This window comes from Corallococcus sp. AB038B, from assembly GCF_003668955.1.
GTDB lineage: Bacteria > Myxococcota > Myxococcia > Myxococcales > Myxococcaceae > Corallococcus > Corallococcus exiguus.
Genome location: NZ_RAWO01000007.1, coordinates 305,963 through 322,345, shown reverse-complemented (window position 1 = coordinate 322,345; position 16,383 = coordinate 305,963). Strand labels below are relative to the sequence as shown.

At 69.6% G+C, this 16,383-nt stretch carries 17 protein-coding genes; 9 read left to right on the top strand and 8 right to left on the bottom strand.

Annotated features, from left to right (window positions below):
• The first annotated feature begins 111 nt into the window (after positions 1-111).
• Complete coding sequence (locus D7Y04_RS26800) at positions 112-1,866, top strand: HAMP domain-containing sensor histidine kinase (protein WP_121761100.1); 1,755 nt, start codon at positions 112-114, stop codon at positions 1,864-1,866.
• Positions 1,867-1,883: 17 nt separating this feature from the next.
• On the opposite strand, the gene D7Y04_RS26795 is transcribed toward D7Y04_RS26800, so the two are convergent.
• On the bottom strand, positions 1,884-2,399 hold the full coding sequence (locus D7Y04_RS26795; RefSeq protein ID WP_120595009.1) for a GreA/GreB family elongation factor: 516 nt from the start codon (positions 2,397-2,399) through the stop codon (positions 1,884-1,886).
• Positions 2,400-2,485: 86 nt separating this feature from the next.
• Between D7Y04_RS26795 and D7Y04_RS26790 the strand changes: the two genes are divergently transcribed.
• Together D7Y04_RS26790 and D7Y04_RS26785 are read left to right on the top strand one after the other, a co-directional pair.
• Positions 2,486-2,767 carry a rhodanese-like domain-containing protein gene (locus tag D7Y04_RS26790; RefSeq protein ID WP_014400616.1) on the top strand — a complete coding sequence of 94 codons (282 nt, stop codon included), beginning with the start codon at positions 2,486-2,488 and terminating at the stop codon, positions 2,765-2,767.
• A 17-nt stretch (positions 2,768-2,784) separates the two neighbouring features.
• Entirely contained in the window at positions 2,785-3,675 is an 891-nt protein-coding gene (locus D7Y04_RS26785) for a DMT family transporter (protein WP_121761099.1), read from the top strand.
• Positions 3,676-3,688: 13 nt separating this feature from the next.
• Here D7Y04_RS26785 and D7Y04_RS26780 read toward each other — a convergent pair whose 3' ends face one another.
• From D7Y04_RS26780 to D7Y04_RS26770, 3 genes are all read right to left on the bottom strand, one after another.
• A complete protein-coding gene (locus D7Y04_RS26780; RefSeq protein ID WP_121761098.1) occupies positions 3,689-4,621 on the bottom strand; it encodes an alpha/beta fold hydrolase in 933 nt (310 codons plus the stop codon).
• Positions 4,622-4,780: 159 nt separating this feature from the next.
• Positions 4,781-5,353, bottom strand: a complete 573-nt coding sequence (locus D7Y04_RS26775; protein ID WP_120595012.1) for a class I SAM-dependent methyltransferase — start codon at positions 5,351-5,353, stop codon at positions 4,781-4,783.
• 44 nt (positions 5,354-5,397) lie between these two features.
• Positions 5,398-6,201: a prolipoprotein diacylglyceryl transferase gene (locus tag D7Y04_RS26770; protein ID WP_171809003.1), complete on the bottom strand. Its 804-nt coding sequence runs from the start codon at positions 6,199-6,201 to the stop codon at positions 5,398-5,400.
• 534 nt (positions 6,202-6,735) lie between these two features.
• On the opposite strand from D7Y04_RS26770, the gene D7Y04_RS26765 reads away from it, so the two are divergent.
• Both D7Y04_RS26765 and D7Y04_RS26760 read left to right on the top strand, forming a co-directional pair.
• Positions 6,736-8,145: a S8 family serine peptidase gene (locus tag D7Y04_RS26765; protein WP_120581264.1), complete on the top strand. Its 1,410-nt coding sequence runs from the start codon at positions 6,736-6,738 to the stop codon at positions 8,143-8,145.
• A 57-nt stretch (positions 8,146-8,202) separates the two neighbouring features.
• Entirely contained in the window at positions 8,203-8,664 is a 462-nt protein-coding gene (locus D7Y04_RS26760) for a hypothetical protein (RefSeq protein ID WP_120599850.1), read from the top strand.
• A gap of 277 nt (positions 8,665-8,941) precedes the next feature.
• On the opposite strand, the gene D7Y04_RS26755 is transcribed toward D7Y04_RS26760, so the two are convergent.
• Positions 8,942-9,544 (bottom strand): malonic semialdehyde reductase, encoded by a 603-nt coding sequence (locus D7Y04_RS26755; RefSeq protein ID WP_120599851.1) that lies wholly within the window; start codon positions 9,542-9,544, stop codon positions 8,942-8,944.
• A gap of 128 nt (positions 9,545-9,672) precedes the next feature.
• Between D7Y04_RS26755 and D7Y04_RS26750 the strand changes: the two genes are divergently transcribed.
• Entirely contained in the window at positions 9,673-10,032 is a 360-nt protein-coding gene (locus D7Y04_RS26750) for a helix-turn-helix domain-containing protein (protein ID WP_120581261.1), read from the top strand.
• Between the two features lie 28 nt (positions 10,033-10,060).
• Here D7Y04_RS26750 and D7Y04_RS26745 read toward each other — a convergent pair whose 3' ends face one another.
• The 3 genes from D7Y04_RS26745 to D7Y04_RS26735 all read right to left on the bottom strand — a co-directional run bounded on the left by D7Y04_RS26745 (position 10,061) and on the right by D7Y04_RS26735 (position 12,652).
• On the bottom strand, positions 10,061-10,807 hold the full coding sequence (locus D7Y04_RS26745) for an SDR family oxidoreductase (protein ID WP_120560256.1): 747 nt from the start codon (positions 10,805-10,807) through the stop codon (positions 10,061-10,063).
• Between the two features lie 154 nt (positions 10,808-10,961).
• On the bottom strand, positions 10,962-12,179 hold the full coding sequence (locus D7Y04_RS26740; protein WP_120599856.1) for a PLP-dependent aminotransferase family protein: 1,218 nt from the start codon (positions 12,177-12,179) through the stop codon (positions 10,962-10,964).
• 2 nt (positions 12,180-12,181) lie between these two features.
• Positions 12,182-12,652 (bottom strand): Lrp/AsnC family transcriptional regulator, encoded by a 471-nt coding sequence (locus tag D7Y04_RS26735; RefSeq protein ID WP_120581260.1) that lies wholly within the window; start codon positions 12,650-12,652, stop codon positions 12,182-12,184.
• 346 nt (positions 12,653-12,998) lie between these two features.
• Here D7Y04_RS26735 and D7Y04_RS26730 point away from each other — a divergent pair, with 346 nt between their 5' ends.
• From D7Y04_RS26730 to D7Y04_RS26720, 3 genes are read left to right on the top strand one after another with little or no spacing between them, the layout of a single operon-like run.
• Positions 12,999-13,727 carry a TetR/AcrR family transcriptional regulator gene (locus D7Y04_RS26730; RefSeq protein ID WP_121761097.1) on the top strand — a complete coding sequence of 243 codons (729 nt, stop codon included), beginning with the start codon at positions 12,999-13,001 and terminating at the stop codon, positions 13,725-13,727.
• Positions 13,728-13,736: 9 nt separating this feature from the next.
• Positions 13,737-14,732: a 3-oxoacyl-ACP synthase III family protein gene (locus tag D7Y04_RS26725; RefSeq protein ID WP_121761096.1), complete on the top strand. Its 996-nt coding sequence runs from the start codon at positions 13,737-13,739 to the stop codon at positions 14,730-14,732.
• 40 nt (positions 14,733-14,772) lie between these two features.
• Entirely contained in the window at positions 14,773-16,338 is a 1,566-nt protein-coding gene (locus D7Y04_RS26720; RefSeq protein WP_121761095.1) for a long-chain fatty acid--CoA ligase, read from the top strand.
• Positions 16,339-16,383: the final 45 nt, after the last annotated feature.

The following is a 16,383-nucleotide window of genomic DNA, read 5'->3' as shown; positions in this document are numbered from 1 at the left end:
GCAAGGGGGCCCGCGGGAAGAGCGTGAGGATGGGAAGCATTCCCTGTCCTTGAGGATGGAGTGGGCTGCGGGTCCTGTCTTCCTTTCTTCCCGGGAGGCGGAGATGACACCATGATGCGTGCGGAAAGCCTTGGCATGTCCGGCATCACCACTCCAGCCTTGGAGGCCCGCGTGACGGATGGGGATGGCCCGCCCCTGTCAACGCGCGTCATGGACGCCGAAGGCGTTGTTCTCGTTGAATGCACGGGCCGTGTGACTGTTTTCAACTCACAAGCCGCGGCGCACTTCGGCATTCCGGTCCCCCTCCACATCGAGCACGCCCGCCTGCCTGGGTGTGAATGGGTGCGGGACGACGGCACACCGCTGCCGCCGGGCGACTCACCGCTGGCGCGAGCGCTGGCGGGCGAGCCGGTGGATGCGTCCCCATGGCACGTGCTCCGTCCAGATGGAACGCGCGTCGTGCTGCGCTGCAACGCGGTGCCGGTGCGGGGCGGGGACGGGCAGGTGGCCGCGGCGCTCCTGCGCACGCATGCCGTGGAGGCGGTGCCCGAGTCCCTGTTGGATGTGTCGCGCCTGCTGGCGGAGGCCGGGGCGCTCCTGGGTACGTCGGTGGCCGCGGAGGCGCAGCTGGAGCCGCTGCTCAAGCTGCTGGTGCCCGCGCTGGGAGAGGGGGCCCTGCTCGTCCTCCGGACGCCGGGCGCCGTGGGCGATGAAGTCCTGCGCGTGGCGGCGTCACTGCACGCGGACTCAGGAAGGCACGCGCTGTTGCGAGACCTGCTCACGCGCTATCCGCCGGACCCCTCCGTGCCGGGCGGGCTGCCCCAGGTGTTCACGTCCGGGGCGGTGGGGCGTCTGCCCATCCTGTCCGAGGAGCACGTGGTGGCCATCGCGCGGGACGCGGAGCACGCGCGGCTCCTGCGCGAGGTGGGGCCGCACGGCTGCCTGAGCGTGCCGCTGGGCGCGCGCGGCAACGTGCTGGGCGCGTTGATGGTGCTGCGCTCCAACGTGCTGCGGTCCTTTGGCGCGGAGGAGGAGCACTTCCTCACGGAGCTGGCCCACCGCACCGCGCTCTATCTGGAGAACGCGCGGCTGTACCGCGAGGCGCGCGAAGCGGTGCGCCAGCGCGACGAGTTCCTGGGCATCGCGAGCCACGAGCTGAAGACGCCGCTCACGCCGCTGAGCCTCAAGGTGCAGCTGCTGCAGAAGCAGGTGGTGGTGCTGGCGCGCGAGGGCAAGGACGTGCCCACCGACCGCGTCGCGGACGCGCTGGACGTGGTGCAGCGCCAGGTGCGCCGGCTGTCGGGCCTGGTGGACAACCTGCTGGACGTGTCGCGCATCACCGCGGGCCGGCTGCGGCTGGAGCTGGAGGAAATGGACCTGGCGAGCGTGGCCGCCGAAATCCTCTACCGCTTCTCCGCCGCGGCGGCGCAGGCCGGCACGGAGCTGGGCCTGGAGGCGCCGGTGCCGGTGGTGGGCCGGTGGGACCGGCTGCGCCTGGAGCAGGTGGTGACGAACCTGGTGTCCAACGCGCTCAAGTACGGCGCGGGCCACCCCGTCATCGTGAGCGTGGAGGCGCAAGGCACGCTGGCGCGGCTCGCCGTGAAGGACCACGGCATCGGCATCGCGCCGGACGACCTGGTGCGCATCTTCGAGCGCTTCGAGCGCGCGGTGAGCGACCGGCACTACGGCGGCCTGGGCCTGGGGCTCTACATCACGCGCCAGATTGTCGAGGCGTTCGGCGGCAAGGTGAGCGCCGTGAGCACGCCGGGGGAAGGCGCCACGTTCCTCCTGGAGCTGCCCCGGGGCGACATCCCGGAGGAGTGGCTCGTCGCTCACGCGGCGCCAGGGCCCACCCAGAGCGAGTAGGCCCGCGTCGCTTCAGCTCAGGCGACTTCCAGCACCGTCCACTCGCGCACCTCACCCGCGAGCGTCACCTCCACGGTGTCGCCGGCCTTCTTGCCCAGGAGCGCGCGGCCCACGGGGGAGCTGGGGGTGATGACGGAGAGGAAGCCGTCGCCGCCGGGGCCGGTGAGTTCGGTGCCCGCGCCGGCGGGGAGCACGAAGAAGGTGCGCTCGGCGAAGCCGTCCTCGTCCTCGGTGCTGCAGTCCACCAGGGCGCCCAGGCCCACGGGCCCCTGGCGCGAGAAGCGGGGCAGCTCCTTCTGGCCGAAGGCGGTGAGGGCCTGGAGCTCTTCTTGGAGGCGGCGGGCACGCTGGGCCTGGCCGGTGGCGAGGCTGCCGTACTCAATGGCGGCGCGGCCGTCCTCCTTCTTCTCGGACTCCGTGGCGAGGCTGCGGGCGGCCTCACGGGCATCGGCCTCCGCGCGGTGGGCCAGCCGGTCGCTCTGCTGGAGTCGCTCGGACAGTTGTTGGAGCAGGGTGAGCTTGTCGAGTCGCATGGGTATCGATACAGGACTGTAGCGCCCGGTGCGACGGCCTCCAGTTTTCAGCCCGACGGGGCCCCGGGCTTTGGTTGAATGGGGTGATGACGCCTCAGGAACGCTCGCAGAAGGCCCACGAACTCGTCGCCCAGGGCGCGGTGCTGCTGGATGTGCGCACCCCGGAGGAGTTCCAGCAGGGACACCCGGACGCCGCCCGCAACATCCCCGTGCAGGTGCTGGCCCAGCGCCTCTCCGAGGTCGGCCCGGTGGGCACGCCCGTGGTGGTGTACTGCGCGGCGGGAGGCCGCAGCGCGGTGGCCGCGGAGCTCCTGCGCAAGGGTGGCTTCCCGGACGTGTTCGACCTGGGCTCCGTGAAGAACTGGTAGGCGCGCGCCCGGGCGCCATGCAGACCCGCACCGCCGGCTTCCTCCTCGTCGCCCTGTCCGGCGCCTCCTTTGGCGCGTTGGGCCTGTTCGCGCGCCTGGCCTACGCGGCGGGCACGGACATGCCCACGCTGCTCTTCCTGCGCTTCATGCTGGCAGGGCTGGTGCTCGCGGCAGTGATGGTCGCGAAGGGCGGAAAGTGGCCCCGGGGCCGCCTCCTGTGGGGCCTGGTGGCGCTGGGCGCGGTGGGCTACTTCACGGAAGGCAGCGTCTACTTCATCGCGCTCCAGCACGCGTCCGCCGGGCTGGTGGCGCTGCTGCTCTACCTCTTCCCCGCGCTGGTGGCCCTCATCCAGGTGGCCCTGGGCCGCGAGCACCTGAGCCGACGCCGCTGGTTGGCGGTGGGGCTGGCCCTGTGCGGGACGGCGCTCACGGTGGACCCCGGCCCGGACGCGAAGCCGCTGGGCATTGGCCTGGGCGTGCTGTCGGCGGTCATCTACGCGCTCTACGTCCTGTCCAGCGCGCGGATCGCGGGGCCGGCGGGGCCGCTCGCGGCGAGCACCGTCGTCCCGCTGTCGGCGGGGGCCGCCTTCGGGGCGCTGATGCTGGTGAAGGGCCCGTCCTTTCCCCAGACGCCGGGAGGCTGGGCCGCGGTGGCGGGTCTGGCGCTGCTGTCCACGGTGGTGGCCTTGCTGACGTTCTTCGCGGGCCTCAAGCGCATTGGACCGGTGAACACGTCGCTCCTGTCCACGCTGGAGCCGGTGATGGCGGTGGTGCTGGGCGCCATCTTCCTGGGCGAGCGCCTGTCCTTGCGGCAGGGCCTGGGCGGCCTGCTCATCCTGGTGGCGGTGGTGGTGCTGGCCCGGAGCGACTCCAGCCGCCCGGCGGAACCCGGGACGGCCGGAGCCTGAGTCGCGCGAGCGACTACAGGCACTCGAGGAACTGCTGCACGTCGTTCACGAAGCGCTGGGGGCGCTCGGCGTGCGGCGCGTGGCCGGTCTCCGGGTAGAGCAGGTACTTGGAGCCGCGGATGGCGCGGGCCAGGGCGCGCTGCTCCGTCACGGAGAAGAAGCCGTCGTGGTCCCCGCCGATGATCAGCGTGGGCACGCGGATGCGGCCCAGGCGCGCGGAGTGGTCCTCCGCGATGAGCCCATCCAGCGCGTCCTGCCACACGCGCGCGGGCAGCTTGGAGCTCTCCGAGACGAGCGTGTTCAGGTACGACGCCGGAATGGGCGCGTAGAAGGTGCTGGCCTGGAACTCATGGATGAAGGCGGGATCCACGGGGTCGGTCAGCGTGTCCACGACCTCCTTGAGGCCCAGGGCCACTTCATTGCCCGCCACGGTGGGCGCGGAGCCCACGAGCACCAGTCCCTTCACGCGGCCGGGGGAATCCAGCGCCACCTGCTGTGCGATGAAGCTGCCCATGGAGTGGCCCACGAGCACGGCGCGCGAGACGCGCATCGCATCCAGGAAGGCCACCACGTCCTTCGCGAACGCCTGCTGCGTGTAGCAACACGCCGGACGGGACGAGTCGCCATGACCGCGCTGGTCCAGCGCGTAGATGTGGAAGTCGCGCGAGAAGCGCTGAAGGTTCAGGTCCCAGGTGTGATGCGAGTCCGTATAGCCGTGGAGCAGGACGACGACAGGCCCGTCCTGGCGGCCCTGCTCGACGTAGCGGAGCGTGACGCCGGTGGACAGCCGCACGGAGCCCTCACGGGGATTGGAGCCACCGTGACGGTCGGAGTCCGCCAGGGCAGCCGGAGCACTCACGAGGTCGGACGCGGAGTCCGAGGATACGTCGGGTCCACAGCCGGCGAACACCAGCACTGCGAGGAGGGGTCGAAGGGCGCGCAGCATGCGTCAGGGCCTCATGGGATGGGACGCGGCGGGTAGGTCCGCCGCGAGGACTCACGCCATCCTAAAGAGACCTCTGACATCCCGTATGCGAATCCATCCTGGCAGGTCGGAAGTGACCTGCCAGGGCGGGTCGCGCAAGCCCCTTCCTGAAGGGAGGCTTCAGGGCCGCCGTGCGAAGATGAACTCGCCCATGCCGCCCAGGCGCTGCTCGCGCCGGAGGATGTGGAAGCCCGTGGTCTCCACCAGGCGGAAGGTGTCGCGGTTGAGGCGGCAGCCGCCGGTCAGCTTGCGCCACGCGGGCGTCAGCAGGTCCTGCGCGGTGGCCACGGCCGGGTTCGGGGCCCGCACGTGCTCCAGCAGGCGCAGCTCTCCGCCCGGCTTGAGCACCCGCATCACCTCCGAGAGTGCCGTGCCCGGCGCGTCCACGCAGCAGAACACCAGGCTGGACACCACCGCGTCGAACGAGCCGTCCGTGAACGGCAGCGCCTGCGCATCCGCCTGGAGCAGCGCCACGCCGCTGCGTCGAGCCCGCGCGCGCACCAGCGCTCCCAGGTCCACGTCCACCGCGGTCACCGACGTCACGGAGTCCGGGTAGCCCGGCAGCGCCAGGCCCGTGCCCGCGCCCACCTCCAGCACCTTGCCGGACAGCCCTTCCACCAGCTGCCGCCGGGCGGCGTTCAAGCCCACCCAGCCCAGCGGCGCCATCAACGCGTCGTACGCCAGTGCCTTCACGCGGTACCCCCCCCTGCTGCGAGACGATGCGAAACGTGGACGCGCTACCGCGCTGTCTCCACCCGGCCCTGCGGCGCGGACGGCTTCTGCGAGGATGCGCTCGGCGCCTGCTTGCGCAACAGGCCCCACAGTCCGTACGCCACCAGCAGCAGGCTGCCGTACTGCGCCGGCGTCAGGCCGAAGTAGCGCGCGTCCACGTACGACAGGTCCGTGGCCCGCAGGAAGTCCAGGCTGAAGCGGGACGCCGCGTACAGGAGCGCCAGCAGCGGCAGGAGCCGACCCTTCATCTTCGGCATGTCGCGCAGCGCGTACAGCAGGCCGGTGATCGCGAAGAGCACGATGGCGTCGTAGAAGCCCAGGTCGTGCCGGTTGCCGTTGGGGAACTGCACCGCCAGGAAGAAGTCCGTCAGCTTGCCCGGGTGGTCGTGCACCGCGAAGCACCCCAGCCGCGCCACCGCCCAGCCCGGCGCCACGCCCAGCGCGAAGCTGTCCGCGTAGTCGTTGAAGCGCAGCTTCTTCACCCGGAAGAACACCACCGCCGCCAGGATGCCGCCCAACAGGCCGCCGAAGGACGACAGGCCGTCCCAGAACCGGAAGATCTGGAACGGGCTCTTGGACATCTCCTCCGGGTGGTAGAAGAACAGGTGCACCCAGTGGCCGAAGAGCATGCCGGCCGCCACCCCCCACATCGCGAAGTCCGCCAGCGGGTTCGGGTCCAGCCCCTCGCGCTCCGCCTGCTTCGTCAGCAGCCGGGCAGCCAGGAGGATGCCCGCCGCCACGAAGACGTTGAAGGGGTTCAGTTCCAGGGGCCCCAGCTTGAACGAGGGGGCGTGCCAATAGGGAATCAAGGGGGCTCCAGAAAGGCCAGGGATCCGCGCGGACATACTCCGGGCGGATGGAAGCCGAACAATCGGCGCATCCCGGGCTTCCCTCCACCTCTTTTTCCACTCCCCGCCCGCCGGGCGCGCAAGCCCCACCCGGACGCCCACTCGCGCGCCCGCCCCTCCTGCCTGCCCCTTCCCCACATCCGCTGGCGGACAGAGCCCGTGTGCGCCCCTGGCCACTGCCCTCGTCCCACGGAGGGAATCCGTTGTGTTTCCGGAGGTTCGGGGAAGCCGAGCGAGGACCGAGACACCAGACAAGGGGTGTCTATTACGGAAATCCCGTGATTTTTTGTCAGGGGGTCGCGGTCAAATCCCCCGGTTGGACCCCAGTGCATGGGGAGAGGGGAGGGCAGGTGATGCAACGGCTCCGGGCGACGCCCGCGAGCCCGACCCACCGGATCCGAAGGGGCTTGTCAGGGTCCCCAGGTGGGCGCGGTCGTACCGCAGGTGCTCTCCCTTCGAGCCCGGCGCGGATTGAGCGGTTCAAGGAGCACAGCCATGAAGTCATTCCTGTTGGTACCCAAGGAGTCCATCGAGACGCAGGCCCGGCCCGGAGTGCGTGGCACGGCGCAGGGCGAGCGCGTCCTCAGCCGCAGCACCGCGCTTCGCTTCAGCGCGGCCCAGAAGGCACCGGACGCCCTCACCGCTCTCGGCCTGCGGTCGGCCACGCTGCCTGGCGTGAAGCCCGAAATCAGCGGCCAGGCGGCGCGCGGACGCAAGCGCGCCCGCGGCAAGAAGGCCAGCGACGTCGACGCCACGCCCATGCCGGGCGCGCCCGTGACGGAGCAGGCCGGCACGGAAGCCGGCAGCTACCGGTTCATGCCGCTCATCGGCGCCACCATGGCGCACTTCTACTCCCAGGACGCGGAAGTCGCGGCCCGCGGCGAGCTGGCGGCGGAGTTCGAGTTCATCCCGGACGTGGTGCCCCTGTCCTTCCCCGGTCCGGTGTCCGCCGGACAGACAGGGCCGCGCAACCGCGGCATGAGCTCGCTCGCGCAGCGCGAGTGGCCTGACGAGTCCGGTGTCCCCCTGGCGCACGCCCAGGGCATCCGGGGCGCCGGCGTGATGCTGGGCATCCTGGACACCGGCGTGGACGCGGACCACCCGGAGCACGCGAGCAAGACCATCCAGTTCCGCTACGTCTCGCTCTTCCCCAACTCGCCGCACAACCCCGCGCGCGACGTGCGCGGTTTCGATCCGGACGGCCACGGCACGCACGTGTGCGGCATCGCCGCGGGCGTGCACCACGGCGTCGCGCCGGAGGTGGACCTGTACGCCGCGTCCGTCATCGAATCGGAGACCATCCGCACCAGCCTGGGCCGCGTGGCCGCCGGCATGGAGTGGTTGCTGCACCAGTTCAGCCGTCCGGAGAACGCGTCGCGTCCCGCCGTCGTCAACCTGTCGCTGGGCTTCCCGCTGCAGCCGCCTCCGGGCATCTCCGAAGCGGACTACCTGCTCAACCAGCGCGCACTGCAGGCCATGCTGCGTCGGCTTCTGGACAGCAACATCCTGCCCATTGTCGCGGCGGGTAACAGTGGACCCGACACGGTTGGTTACCCAGCGGCCTTTCCCGAGGCCCTGGCTGTGGGGGCAGTCGACTTCGAGCGCAACGTGGCCACCTTCTCCGCCAGCGGCTCCGTGGGGCGTCGGGTCGTACCTGACGTCATGGGCTACGGGGTGAATGTGTATTCGTCTACTGAACGCCGCTGCAACAATCAGGCGTTCTATGAACGAATGAGCGGCACAAGCATGGCGGCGCCGTATGTCGCGGGAATCGCCGCGCTGTATCGTTGCCGCGCCCCTGACTTGACGGCATTGGAAGTGAGGGATTTGATTCTGGGCAATGCCATCAAGCTTCCTCGCTCGGCGAACCACCGGACGGGGAAGGGCCTGGCTGTTTTCAGGTGACGCGGTAGTTGCCGGGGCCGGTGCCACGTGAGCACCGGACCTGGGGAGGATGTGGCCATGAGCAGGAAGAATGGCGTGCCGGGCGGACCTCAAGACATTTCGGCCCGGATGTCCTCCGTCGCCGCCGTGCGTCCGCTGCCTGGCAGCGGAGGCACGGTGCGTGCGTTGCCGGGCGCGGGTGGCCTGGAGCGTGACGCACAGCCGGCCGGCGACATTGACGTCACGGTGATGCCCCGGGAGTCGGCCGCGCCGAAGAGCGTCTCCGCGTCCTCACGGGCACCCCTGCGTTCGCGCGCGGATATCTACAAGGAAGGCCAGGCGGAGAACGCCCGCTTCCGCGAGAGCTTCATGCGCTGGCTGGAGGCACACCAGTTGGTGGGCGCCGTGCGCGCCATGAGCGAGCCGGGCGGTTCCCTGCCCATGCTGCACTTGAGGTGCGCCCCGCGCGTGCTGGACCAGCTGCGCCGCGCGCCGGAGTTCGAGGCGGGCACGATGATGCCGCTCGAACAGCTGTACTAGGCCCGCCCCACCGCGCTTGCCTCCTGTCACCGGCCCCGCGTCTCGCCTTCCTTGTAACGGAAGACGGCCCTCCGGCGGTCTACGCCGCCTTGCGAAAGGCGAGCCCCCGCGTCTGGGCGCCTGCGCTGTCGCACCGGGAAGAGGCTCGCTTGCCGCGTTCACCCCTGTGGAACCGACGGCGGGGCGGCTTCTTCCTGATTAACCTAGAAACTCAGGATTGTGGCCGCCTGATGCCATTGAACGGAGGGACCAATGCCCTGTCTGGGATTGGACGGTGTCAGTCCAACCGGCAGGCGTCCTCGAAAGACAGACGCGGGTTGCGCGGGAAGAGCTTCGCCGGGTCGCCGTAGCCCAGGTTGATGAGGAAGTTCGACTTCCAGCCGGTGCCCTGGAGGAAGGCCTCGTCCACCTTGGCCTTGTCGAAGCCGCCCATGGGGCCGCAGTCGAGCCCCAGCGCGCGCGCCGCGAGGATGACGTAGCCGCCCTGCAGGGTGCCGTTCATGAAGGCCGCCTGCTCGCGCGCCTCCGGCGTCTGGGCGGCGAAGACGCTCTTCATGTCGCGCGAGGGGAACAGCTTGGGCATCTGCTCGTGGAACGCGGTGTCGTACGCCACGATGACCGTCACTGGCGCCTGCATCGTCTTGTCCACGTTGGTCGGGGACAGCGCGGGCTTGAGCCGCTCCTTGGCCTCGCGGCTCCTCACGAACACCAGGCGCACCGGCTGGCTGTTGACCGCGGTGGGCGCCATGCGCGCCAGCTCGTAGATGCGCCGCAGCGTCTCGTCCGTCACCGGCCGGTCCTGCCAGCCCGGGTAGGTACGGGCCTCCGTGAAGAGCTGCTCCAGCGCGTCCGTGTCCAGGGCCGTGTTCGGGGTCGCCATGCGTGATGTCCTCCGTTGCGAACACCCCATGGCTATCCGCGTCACTTTTATTTCGCAAGTAGCTTCCAAAAAGTAAGTAAGTGCCGACGGAAAGGGGCGGGCGCTATATTCGGAGTGGAGGTGGCACGATGCATGACGACTCAAGCCCGCTGTGTGCGCGGTTCCTGTCGGCGGCCGACCTGCTGGGGCGGCGCTGGACGGGCGTCATCCTGCGCATCCTGATGGACGGGCCGTGCCGGTTCGGGGAGCTGACGGCGCGCATCGGCACCATCAGCGAGCGCGTCCTGTCGGAGCGGCTCAAGGACCTGGAGGCGGAGGGCATCCTCGAGCGCCACGTGGACCCGGGCCCGCCCATCCGCTCCGAGTACCGCCTGACGGAGAAGGGTCAGGCGTTCTGGAAGGTCATTGACGAGCTGGGCAAGTGGGCGGAGCGCTGGGTGGACGTGAAGCCCACGCGGGCCGCGCCCCGGAAGCGCAAGAGCGCCTGAAGCCCGGGGCGCGGATGCTGCGAACGGCCTAGAAGTTGTGACCGCCGTCCACGTCGATGGTGCGGCCGTTGAAGTAGTCGCACTCCACGATGAACTTCACGGCCACCCAGATGTCCTCCGGCTCGCCGATGCGGCCCACCGGGATGGCGGCCACCAGCGCGTCGCGGGCCTTCTGGTTCATCCCCTGCGTCATGGGCGTTTCAATCATGCCCGGCGCGATGGCGCCCACGCGGATGCCGAACGGCGCGAACTCGCGCGACCAGGTGACGGTGTTGGCGGCGAGCGCGGCCTTGGCGGACACGTAGTTGGACTGGCCGCGGTTGCCGTGCCGCGCGATGGACGACATGTTCACGATGACGCCGGGGCGCTGGTCCGTCTCCACCATCTTGGTGACGACCTCGCGCACCATCAGCGTGGCGCCGGTGAGGTTCACTCCGATGACGGCGTTCCAGTCCGCGGTGGACAGCTTCTTCACCTGGCCGGTGGTGCGGTCCTTCTTCACGAGCAGCGCGTCGCGCAGGATGCCCGCGTTGTTGATGAGGCCGTTGAGGCCGCCCATGGCGCCGTGGGCCCACTGCACGAAGTCCGTGACGTCCTGCTCGTTGGACACGTCCAGCTTGCGGCGGTGGATGCCCGCCGGCAGCGCCGCGAGCTTCTCCTCGTTGACGTCGCCAACGGCCACCTGGCCGCCCGCCTCGTGGATGCGCTGAGCGAAGTGCGCGCCCATGCCCTGCGCGCCGCCGGTGACGATGATCTTCAGGTCCTTCAGCTGCATGTGGCTCTCCTGGGCGTCATGGAAAAAACGCGCGCAGGGTACGCACACCGCACGGGCGCTGGCCAGCGCCGCGGAGGCTGAAACCTGAATCAAGCTTCAACTTCTCATGAGCCCCGGACCCCCGACGCGGTGCGTTGGGGCCGGACCGGCAGGGCTACAGTGCGTCGGAGATGACCGAGCCCAGCCGGCGCATGCCCTCGTTGATGAGGTCGGGCGGGCGGTTGGAGTAGTTCAGGCGCATGAACTGGGGCTTCTGGTCGTTGGCGAAGAAGGGCGCGCCGGGGACGAAGGCGACCTTCTGCTCCACGGCGCGGGGCAGCAGCGTGGCCGCGTCCAGGCCCTGGGGCAGCTCCACCCAGAGGAACATGCCGCCGTCCGGCCGGGTCCACTTCGTGCCCTTCGGCATGTGGGCCTCCAGCGCGGCCAGCATCGCGGTGGCGCGCTCGGAGTAGACGGGCATCAGCGCCTGGATGTGGCCCGCGTAGTCGAAGGTCTCCAGCAGCAGCGCGGTGGCGCGCTGGGCCAGCGTGGCCGTGTGCAGGTCCGTGGCCTGCTTGGCGATGGTCAGCGACTTGAGCAGCGGGCGCGGCCCCGTCACCCAGCCCAGGCGCAGGCCGGGGGCCAGCGTCTTGGAGAAGGTGGACAGGGACAGCACCACGCCCTGGTCGTCCATCGACGCCAGCGACGGCAGGTGCACGCCCTTGAAGCGCAGCTCGCCGTACGGGTCGTCCTCCAGGATGATGAAGCGGTGCTCCTGCGCCAGCCGCACCAGCGCCTTGCGGCGCTCCAGGGACAGGGTGGTGCCCTTGGGGTTCTGGAAGTTGGGGATGACGTAGAGCAGCTTCGGCACGCGCTTCTTCAGCAGGGCCGCCAGGTCGTCCGTGTCCATGCCGGCGTCGTCGCTGCGCACGGTGGCGAAATCCACCTCGTAGCCGCCGAAGGTCTGGAGCGCCGCCAGGTAGCTGGGGTCCTCCACCACGACCAGGTCACCCGGATCGAGCAGCACCTTGCCCACCAGGTCCAGGCCCTGCTGCGAGCCGCTGGTGATGAGCACCTGGTCCGCGTGGACGTGCTGGCCCTTGCGCGCCAGGTGCGAGGCAATCCACTCGCGCAGGGGGGCGAAGCCCTCCGTGGTGCTGTACTGGAGCGCGGGCCGCCCCTCCCGGGCGAAGGTCTGCTCGAACGCCTTGGCGATGGCGTCCACGGGGAAGAGCTCCGGGGCGGGCAGGCCGCCGGCGAAGGAGAGGATGTCGGGGCGCTCGGCGATCTTGAGGATTTCGCGCACCGCGGACGTCTTCATCCGGGACATGCGTTTGGACAGCCGGTAGGCCGGAGGAGGGGGCAGGGGTGCACTCATAGCGTCCGCGCTCATGTTCATTCTCCGTTCAACAGCTCATCGGGGACACGCACGTGCGTGTCTTCCTTCAGGGTCGACAGGACGATGGTGGTGCTCGTGCGGGTCACACCTGGAATGGTGCGCAGCGTCTCCACGAGCAGCGAGTCCAGCGTCCGCGTATTCGCGGTCTTCACCTTCAAGACGTACGAGTCCTGCCCCGCGACCCGGTGGGCCTCCAGCACGTCCGGCAGCTCCGCCACCTTCCGCGCGAAGCCCTCGAAGTGCTTGGGGTGCTCGATGCTCACCCCGATGAAGGCGGTGATGTCCTTGCCCAGCTGCGTCGCGTCCACGCGCGCCGTGTAGCCGGTGATGATGCCCTTCTCCTCCAGCTTGCGGATGCGCTCCGCCACCGCCGGCTGGGACAGCTTCACCCCACGTGACAACTCCAGCTGCGTGGCCCGGCCATCGCGCTGAAGCATATCGACGATGCGATAATCCAGGGGGTCCATGGGGTGTAAAACCTTATTTCTATAAGCGGACCTGGCAGTCGACGGTGAAGTTATATGCATCTGCCATGAAGTGCAAGTCCGTTTGCATGCAAAATGGTTGATGCCGGCGAAAGGTCTCCTACCCGACCTCCCGAGTCTCCAGGCAGCCAGGCGGAAGGTGGTGCCGGAAGGGCTTGGCGGCAGTCCTCCCTCGGGGCCAGGTGGGCGAGGTGGACACTTCCCCGCTCAAGGGCTGGGGACGTCACGCGAAGTGTTTGACGCCTCGCGTCCGTGTCTGTCTTTGACGCAGGGAGCCATCCATCCGCTTTTGACAGGGCGGTCGGCCGGGTGCTACCCGTCCTGAAAGATGAATCGCCCTTCAACTTCAGAACGAGTCCCCGTCACGCCGCGCGGTCAGCGGACGCGGCAGAAGTTGTTGAAGGCAGCGGAGGCGGTGTTCGGCGACAAGGGCTACGAGCGCGCGTCCATCGCGGACCTCACGCGCAAGGCCAGCGTCGCGCTGGGCACCTTCTACGTGTACTTCCCGGACAAGCAGTCCATCTTCGTGGAGGTGGTGGACGAGCTGGGCGCGCGCCTGCGCCGCCTCATCGCGGAGTCCACGGTCGCGTGCACCACGCGCCTGGAAGTGGAGCGCGAGGGCCTGCGCGCCTTCTTCCAGTTCGTGCGCCAGCACCCCAACCTCTACCGCGTGGTGCGGCAGGCGGAGTTCGTGGACGCGGACTGCTACCGCCGCTACTACGACCGCTTCGCCAAGGGCTACGTGCGCGGCCTCACGCTGGCCATGGAGGCCGGCGAGGTGCGCCGCATGGATCCGGAGGCGCTCGCCTACTGCCTGATGGGCATTGGCGACTTCCTGGGCATGCGGTGGGTGCTCTGGGAGGAGGACATGGGCCTGGAGCGCGTGCTCGACACGGCGATGACGCTCCTGACCCACGGCCTGCCCCCGGACGCGGGCGCCGCGCGCACCCATCTCCAGCCTGTGCCCCCCCCGAAGGCAGCAGCGAAGTCGTCGAAGCCCACCCCCCCGAAGTCGAAGCCGTCTTCCCGCCGTCCGTCACGCGGTCCCCGGAGCTGAAACACCGTCATGCGTTACGCGAACATCCTGTCCACCGGCCGCTACGTCCCCGAGAAGCTCCTCACCAACGCCGACGTGGAGAAGATCCTCGGTGAGAAGGTGGACGAGTGGCTCCAGCAGAACGTGGGCATCAAGCAGCGCCACGTGATGGCGGACAACCAGGCCACCAGCGACCTGGCCGTGGCCGCCGCGAAGGAGGCGCTGGCCCGCGCGAAGGTGGACCCCAAGGAGCTGGACCTGGTGCTCGTGGCCAGTGACACGCCGGACTACCTGAGCCCCGGCACGTCGTCCGTGGTGCAGGCCAAGCTGGGCGCGGTGAACGCGGGCACGTACGACATCAACGCCGCGTGCGCGGGCTGGGTGACGGCGCTGGACGTGGCGTCCAAGACGATTTCGTCGGACGACAGCTACCAGCGCATCCTGGTGGTGGGCGCCTACGGGATGACCCGGTACGTGAACTGGAAGGACAAGAAGACCTGCACGCTGTTCGCGGACGGCGCGGGCGCGGTGGTGCTGGGCGCGTCCGACAAGCCGGGCTTCCTGGGCGCGAAGCTGCTCGCGAACGGCGAGTACCACGACGCGCTGGGCATCTACACGGGCGGCACGAACCGGCCCGCCACGGTGGAGACGCTGGCGCTGACGGACGGCAAGCCCGCGGTGCAGTTCGTGCGCAAGTTCCCCTCCACGTTCAACACCGAGCGCTGGCCCATCCTGCTGGACACGCTGCTCAAGCGCGCGGACCAGACGCTGGACGACGTGAAGCTGTTCGTCTTCACGCAGCTGAACCTGCGCACCATCGAAGCCACGATGAAGGCGCTCAACCAGCCGATGGAGAAGGCGCACTACACGATGGACAAGTGGGGTTACACGGGCTCCGCCTGCATCCCCATGACGCTGGACGACGCGGTGTTGCAGGGCAAGGTGAAGAAGGGCGACCTGGTCGCCTTCTGCGCCAGTGGCGGTGGCCTCGCCATGGCGTCCGCCCTCTACCGCTGGACGGCTTAGTCCCCCCATACCCCGCCTCATTCAGACAGGAGTTCTTCGCATGTTCATCGGGGACTGGATGGGGCGGGGTGCCCTCTACTGGCCGGACGCGGTGGCCGTGGTGGACGTGGCCCGGAAGGACGCGGGCCGCTTCACCTACCGGCAGATGAACGCGCGCGCCAACGCGCTCGCGGGCTGGCTGCGGGACGTGGCGGGCGTGCAGCGCGGCGACCGCGTGGGCATCGTCGCGCACAACGGCGTGGAGTACCTGGACACGCTGTTCGCGTGCGGGAAGCTGGGCGCCGTCTTCGTGCCGTACAACTGGCGGCTGCACGCGGCGGAGCTGACGGAGGGCGTGCGCGCCATCCGCCCGCGCGTGCTGCTCTTCGGAGACGACTTCAAGGACGCGGTGGCCCAGGTGCGCGAGCACGTGGGTGATGGCCTGCGTCTCGTCGCGCTGGAGGCTCGGGGCCTGCCGGGCGCGGATCCGTACGAGAAGGCCATGGCGTACGCGCCCGCCGCTCCGGAGGCTCCGGTGACGAACGACGCGGTGAGCGAGGAGGACATCCTCTGCCTGCTCTTCACCGGCGGCACCACCGGCCGGTCCAAGGGCGCGAAGGTGTCCTACCGCATGGTGGCGTGGAACACGCTCAACACGCTGGTGCATGAAATCCGTCAGGGCGACGTGACGGTGACGCACACGCCGCTGTTCCACACGGGCGGGCTGCTCGTCTACACGCTGCCCTTGCTCACCGTGGGCGGCACCGTGGTGCTGATGCGCCGGTGGGACCCGGACGAGATGCTGGGCCTGGTCGCGAAGGAGAAGGTGACGCTCTTCTTCGCGGTGCCCACGCAGTACCAGCAGTTGATGGACTCGCCGCGCTGGAAGGGGACGGATTTCTCCTCCGTGCGCTTCGTCACCAGCGGTGGGGCGCCGCTTCCGGTGCCGCTGCTCCAGGCGTGGCAGGCGGTGCACCCGGTGCCCTTCAAGCAGGGCTTCGGCATGACGGAGTTCGGCCCGGGCATCTTCAGCATGGGACCGGAGTTCGCGGTGACCAAGGCGGGCTCCATTGGCCGGCCCAACTACTTCATCGACGCGAAGCTGGTGGATGACGCCGGCCACGCGGTGCCTGTGGGCGGGGTGGGGGAGCTGGTGCTGAAGGGGCCCTCCATGTGCTCCGGCTACTTCGAGGACGACGCCGCCACGAAGGAGGCCATCAGCGCGGACGGCTGGTTCCACACCGGGGACCTGGCGCGCGTGGACGCGGAAGGCTTCTTCACCATCGCGGGCCGCAAGAAGGACATGTTCATCTCCGGCGGAGAGAACGTGTACCCGCTGGAGCTGGAGTCCGTGCTGTACGAGCACCCCGCGGTGCAGCAGTGCGCGGTGGTGGGCGTGCCGGACGCGAAGTGGGGCGAGGCGGGCCGGGCCTACGTGGTGCTCAAGCCGGGCGCCGAGGCCTCGGCGGACGCGCTGCTCGAGCACCTCAAGGGCCGGGTGGCACGCTTCAAGGTCCCCAAGCGGGTGGAGTTGATGAAGTTCCTGCCGGTGTCCCCGGCCGGGAAGATTCTCAAGCGCGAGCTGCGCGAGGCGGCCATCGCCGCTGACGCGCGGGCCGCTTCGTGACGCACGGATTTTCCTCTCTCAAGCAACGCAACCAGGAGCGCGCAC

Bases quoted from the DNA above. Each gene is read 5' to 3' on its own strand.
- D7Y04_RS26790 (WP_014400616.1), top strand. From the start codon at position 2,486: ATGACGCCTCAGGAACGCTCGCAGAAGGCCCACGAACTCGTCGCCCAG.
- D7Y04_RS26735 (WP_120581260.1), bottom strand. From the start codon at position 12,652: ATGGACCCCCTGGATTATCGCATCGTCGATATGCTTCAGCGCGATGGC.
- D7Y04_RS26750 (WP_120581261.1), top strand. From the start codon at position 9,673: ATGCATGACGACTCAAGCCCGCTGTGTGCGCGGTTCCTGTCGGCGGCC.
- D7Y04_RS26725 (WP_121761096.1), top strand. From the start codon at position 13,737: ATGCGTTACGCGAACATCCTGTCCACCGGCCGCTACGTCCCCGAGAAG.
- D7Y04_RS26795 (WP_120595009.1), bottom strand. From the start codon at position 2,399: ATGCGACTCGACAAGCTCACCCTGCTCCAACAACTGTCCGAGCGACTC.
- D7Y04_RS26780 (WP_121761098.1), bottom strand. From the start codon at position 4,621: ATGCTGCGCGCCCTTCGACCCCTCCTCGCAGTGCTGGTGTTCGCCGGC.
- D7Y04_RS26720 (WP_121761095.1), top strand. From the start codon at position 14,773: ATGTTCATCGGGGACTGGATGGGGCGGGGTGCCCTCTACTGGCCGGAC.
- D7Y04_RS26760 (WP_120599850.1), top strand. From the start codon at position 8,203: ATGAGCAGGAAGAATGGCGTGCCGGGCGGACCTCAAGACATTTCGGCC.
- D7Y04_RS26745 (WP_120560256.1), bottom strand. From the start codon at position 10,807: ATGCAGCTGAAGGACCTGAAGATCATCGTCACCGGCGGCGCGCAGGGC.
- D7Y04_RS26730 (WP_121761097.1), top strand. From the start codon at position 12,999: ATGAATCGCCCTTCAACTTCAGAACGAGTCCCCGTCACGCCGCGCGGT.
- D7Y04_RS26755 (WP_120599851.1), bottom strand. From the start codon at position 9,544: ATGGCGACCCCGAACACGGCCCTGGACACGGACGCGCTGGAGCAGCTC.
- D7Y04_RS26785 (WP_121761099.1), top strand. From the start codon at position 2,785: ATGCAGACCCGCACCGCCGGCTTCCTCCTCGTCGCCCTGTCCGGCGCC.
- D7Y04_RS26740 (WP_120599856.1), bottom strand. From the start codon at position 12,179: ATGAGCGCGGACGCTATGAGTGCACCCCTGCCCCCTCCTCCGGCCTAC.
- D7Y04_RS26800 (WP_121761100.1), top strand. From the start codon at position 112: ATGATGCGTGCGGAAAGCCTTGGCATGTCCGGCATCACCACTCCAGCC.
- D7Y04_RS26765 (WP_120581264.1), top strand. From the start codon at position 6,736: ATGAAGTCATTCCTGTTGGTACCCAAGGAGTCCATCGAGACGCAGGCC.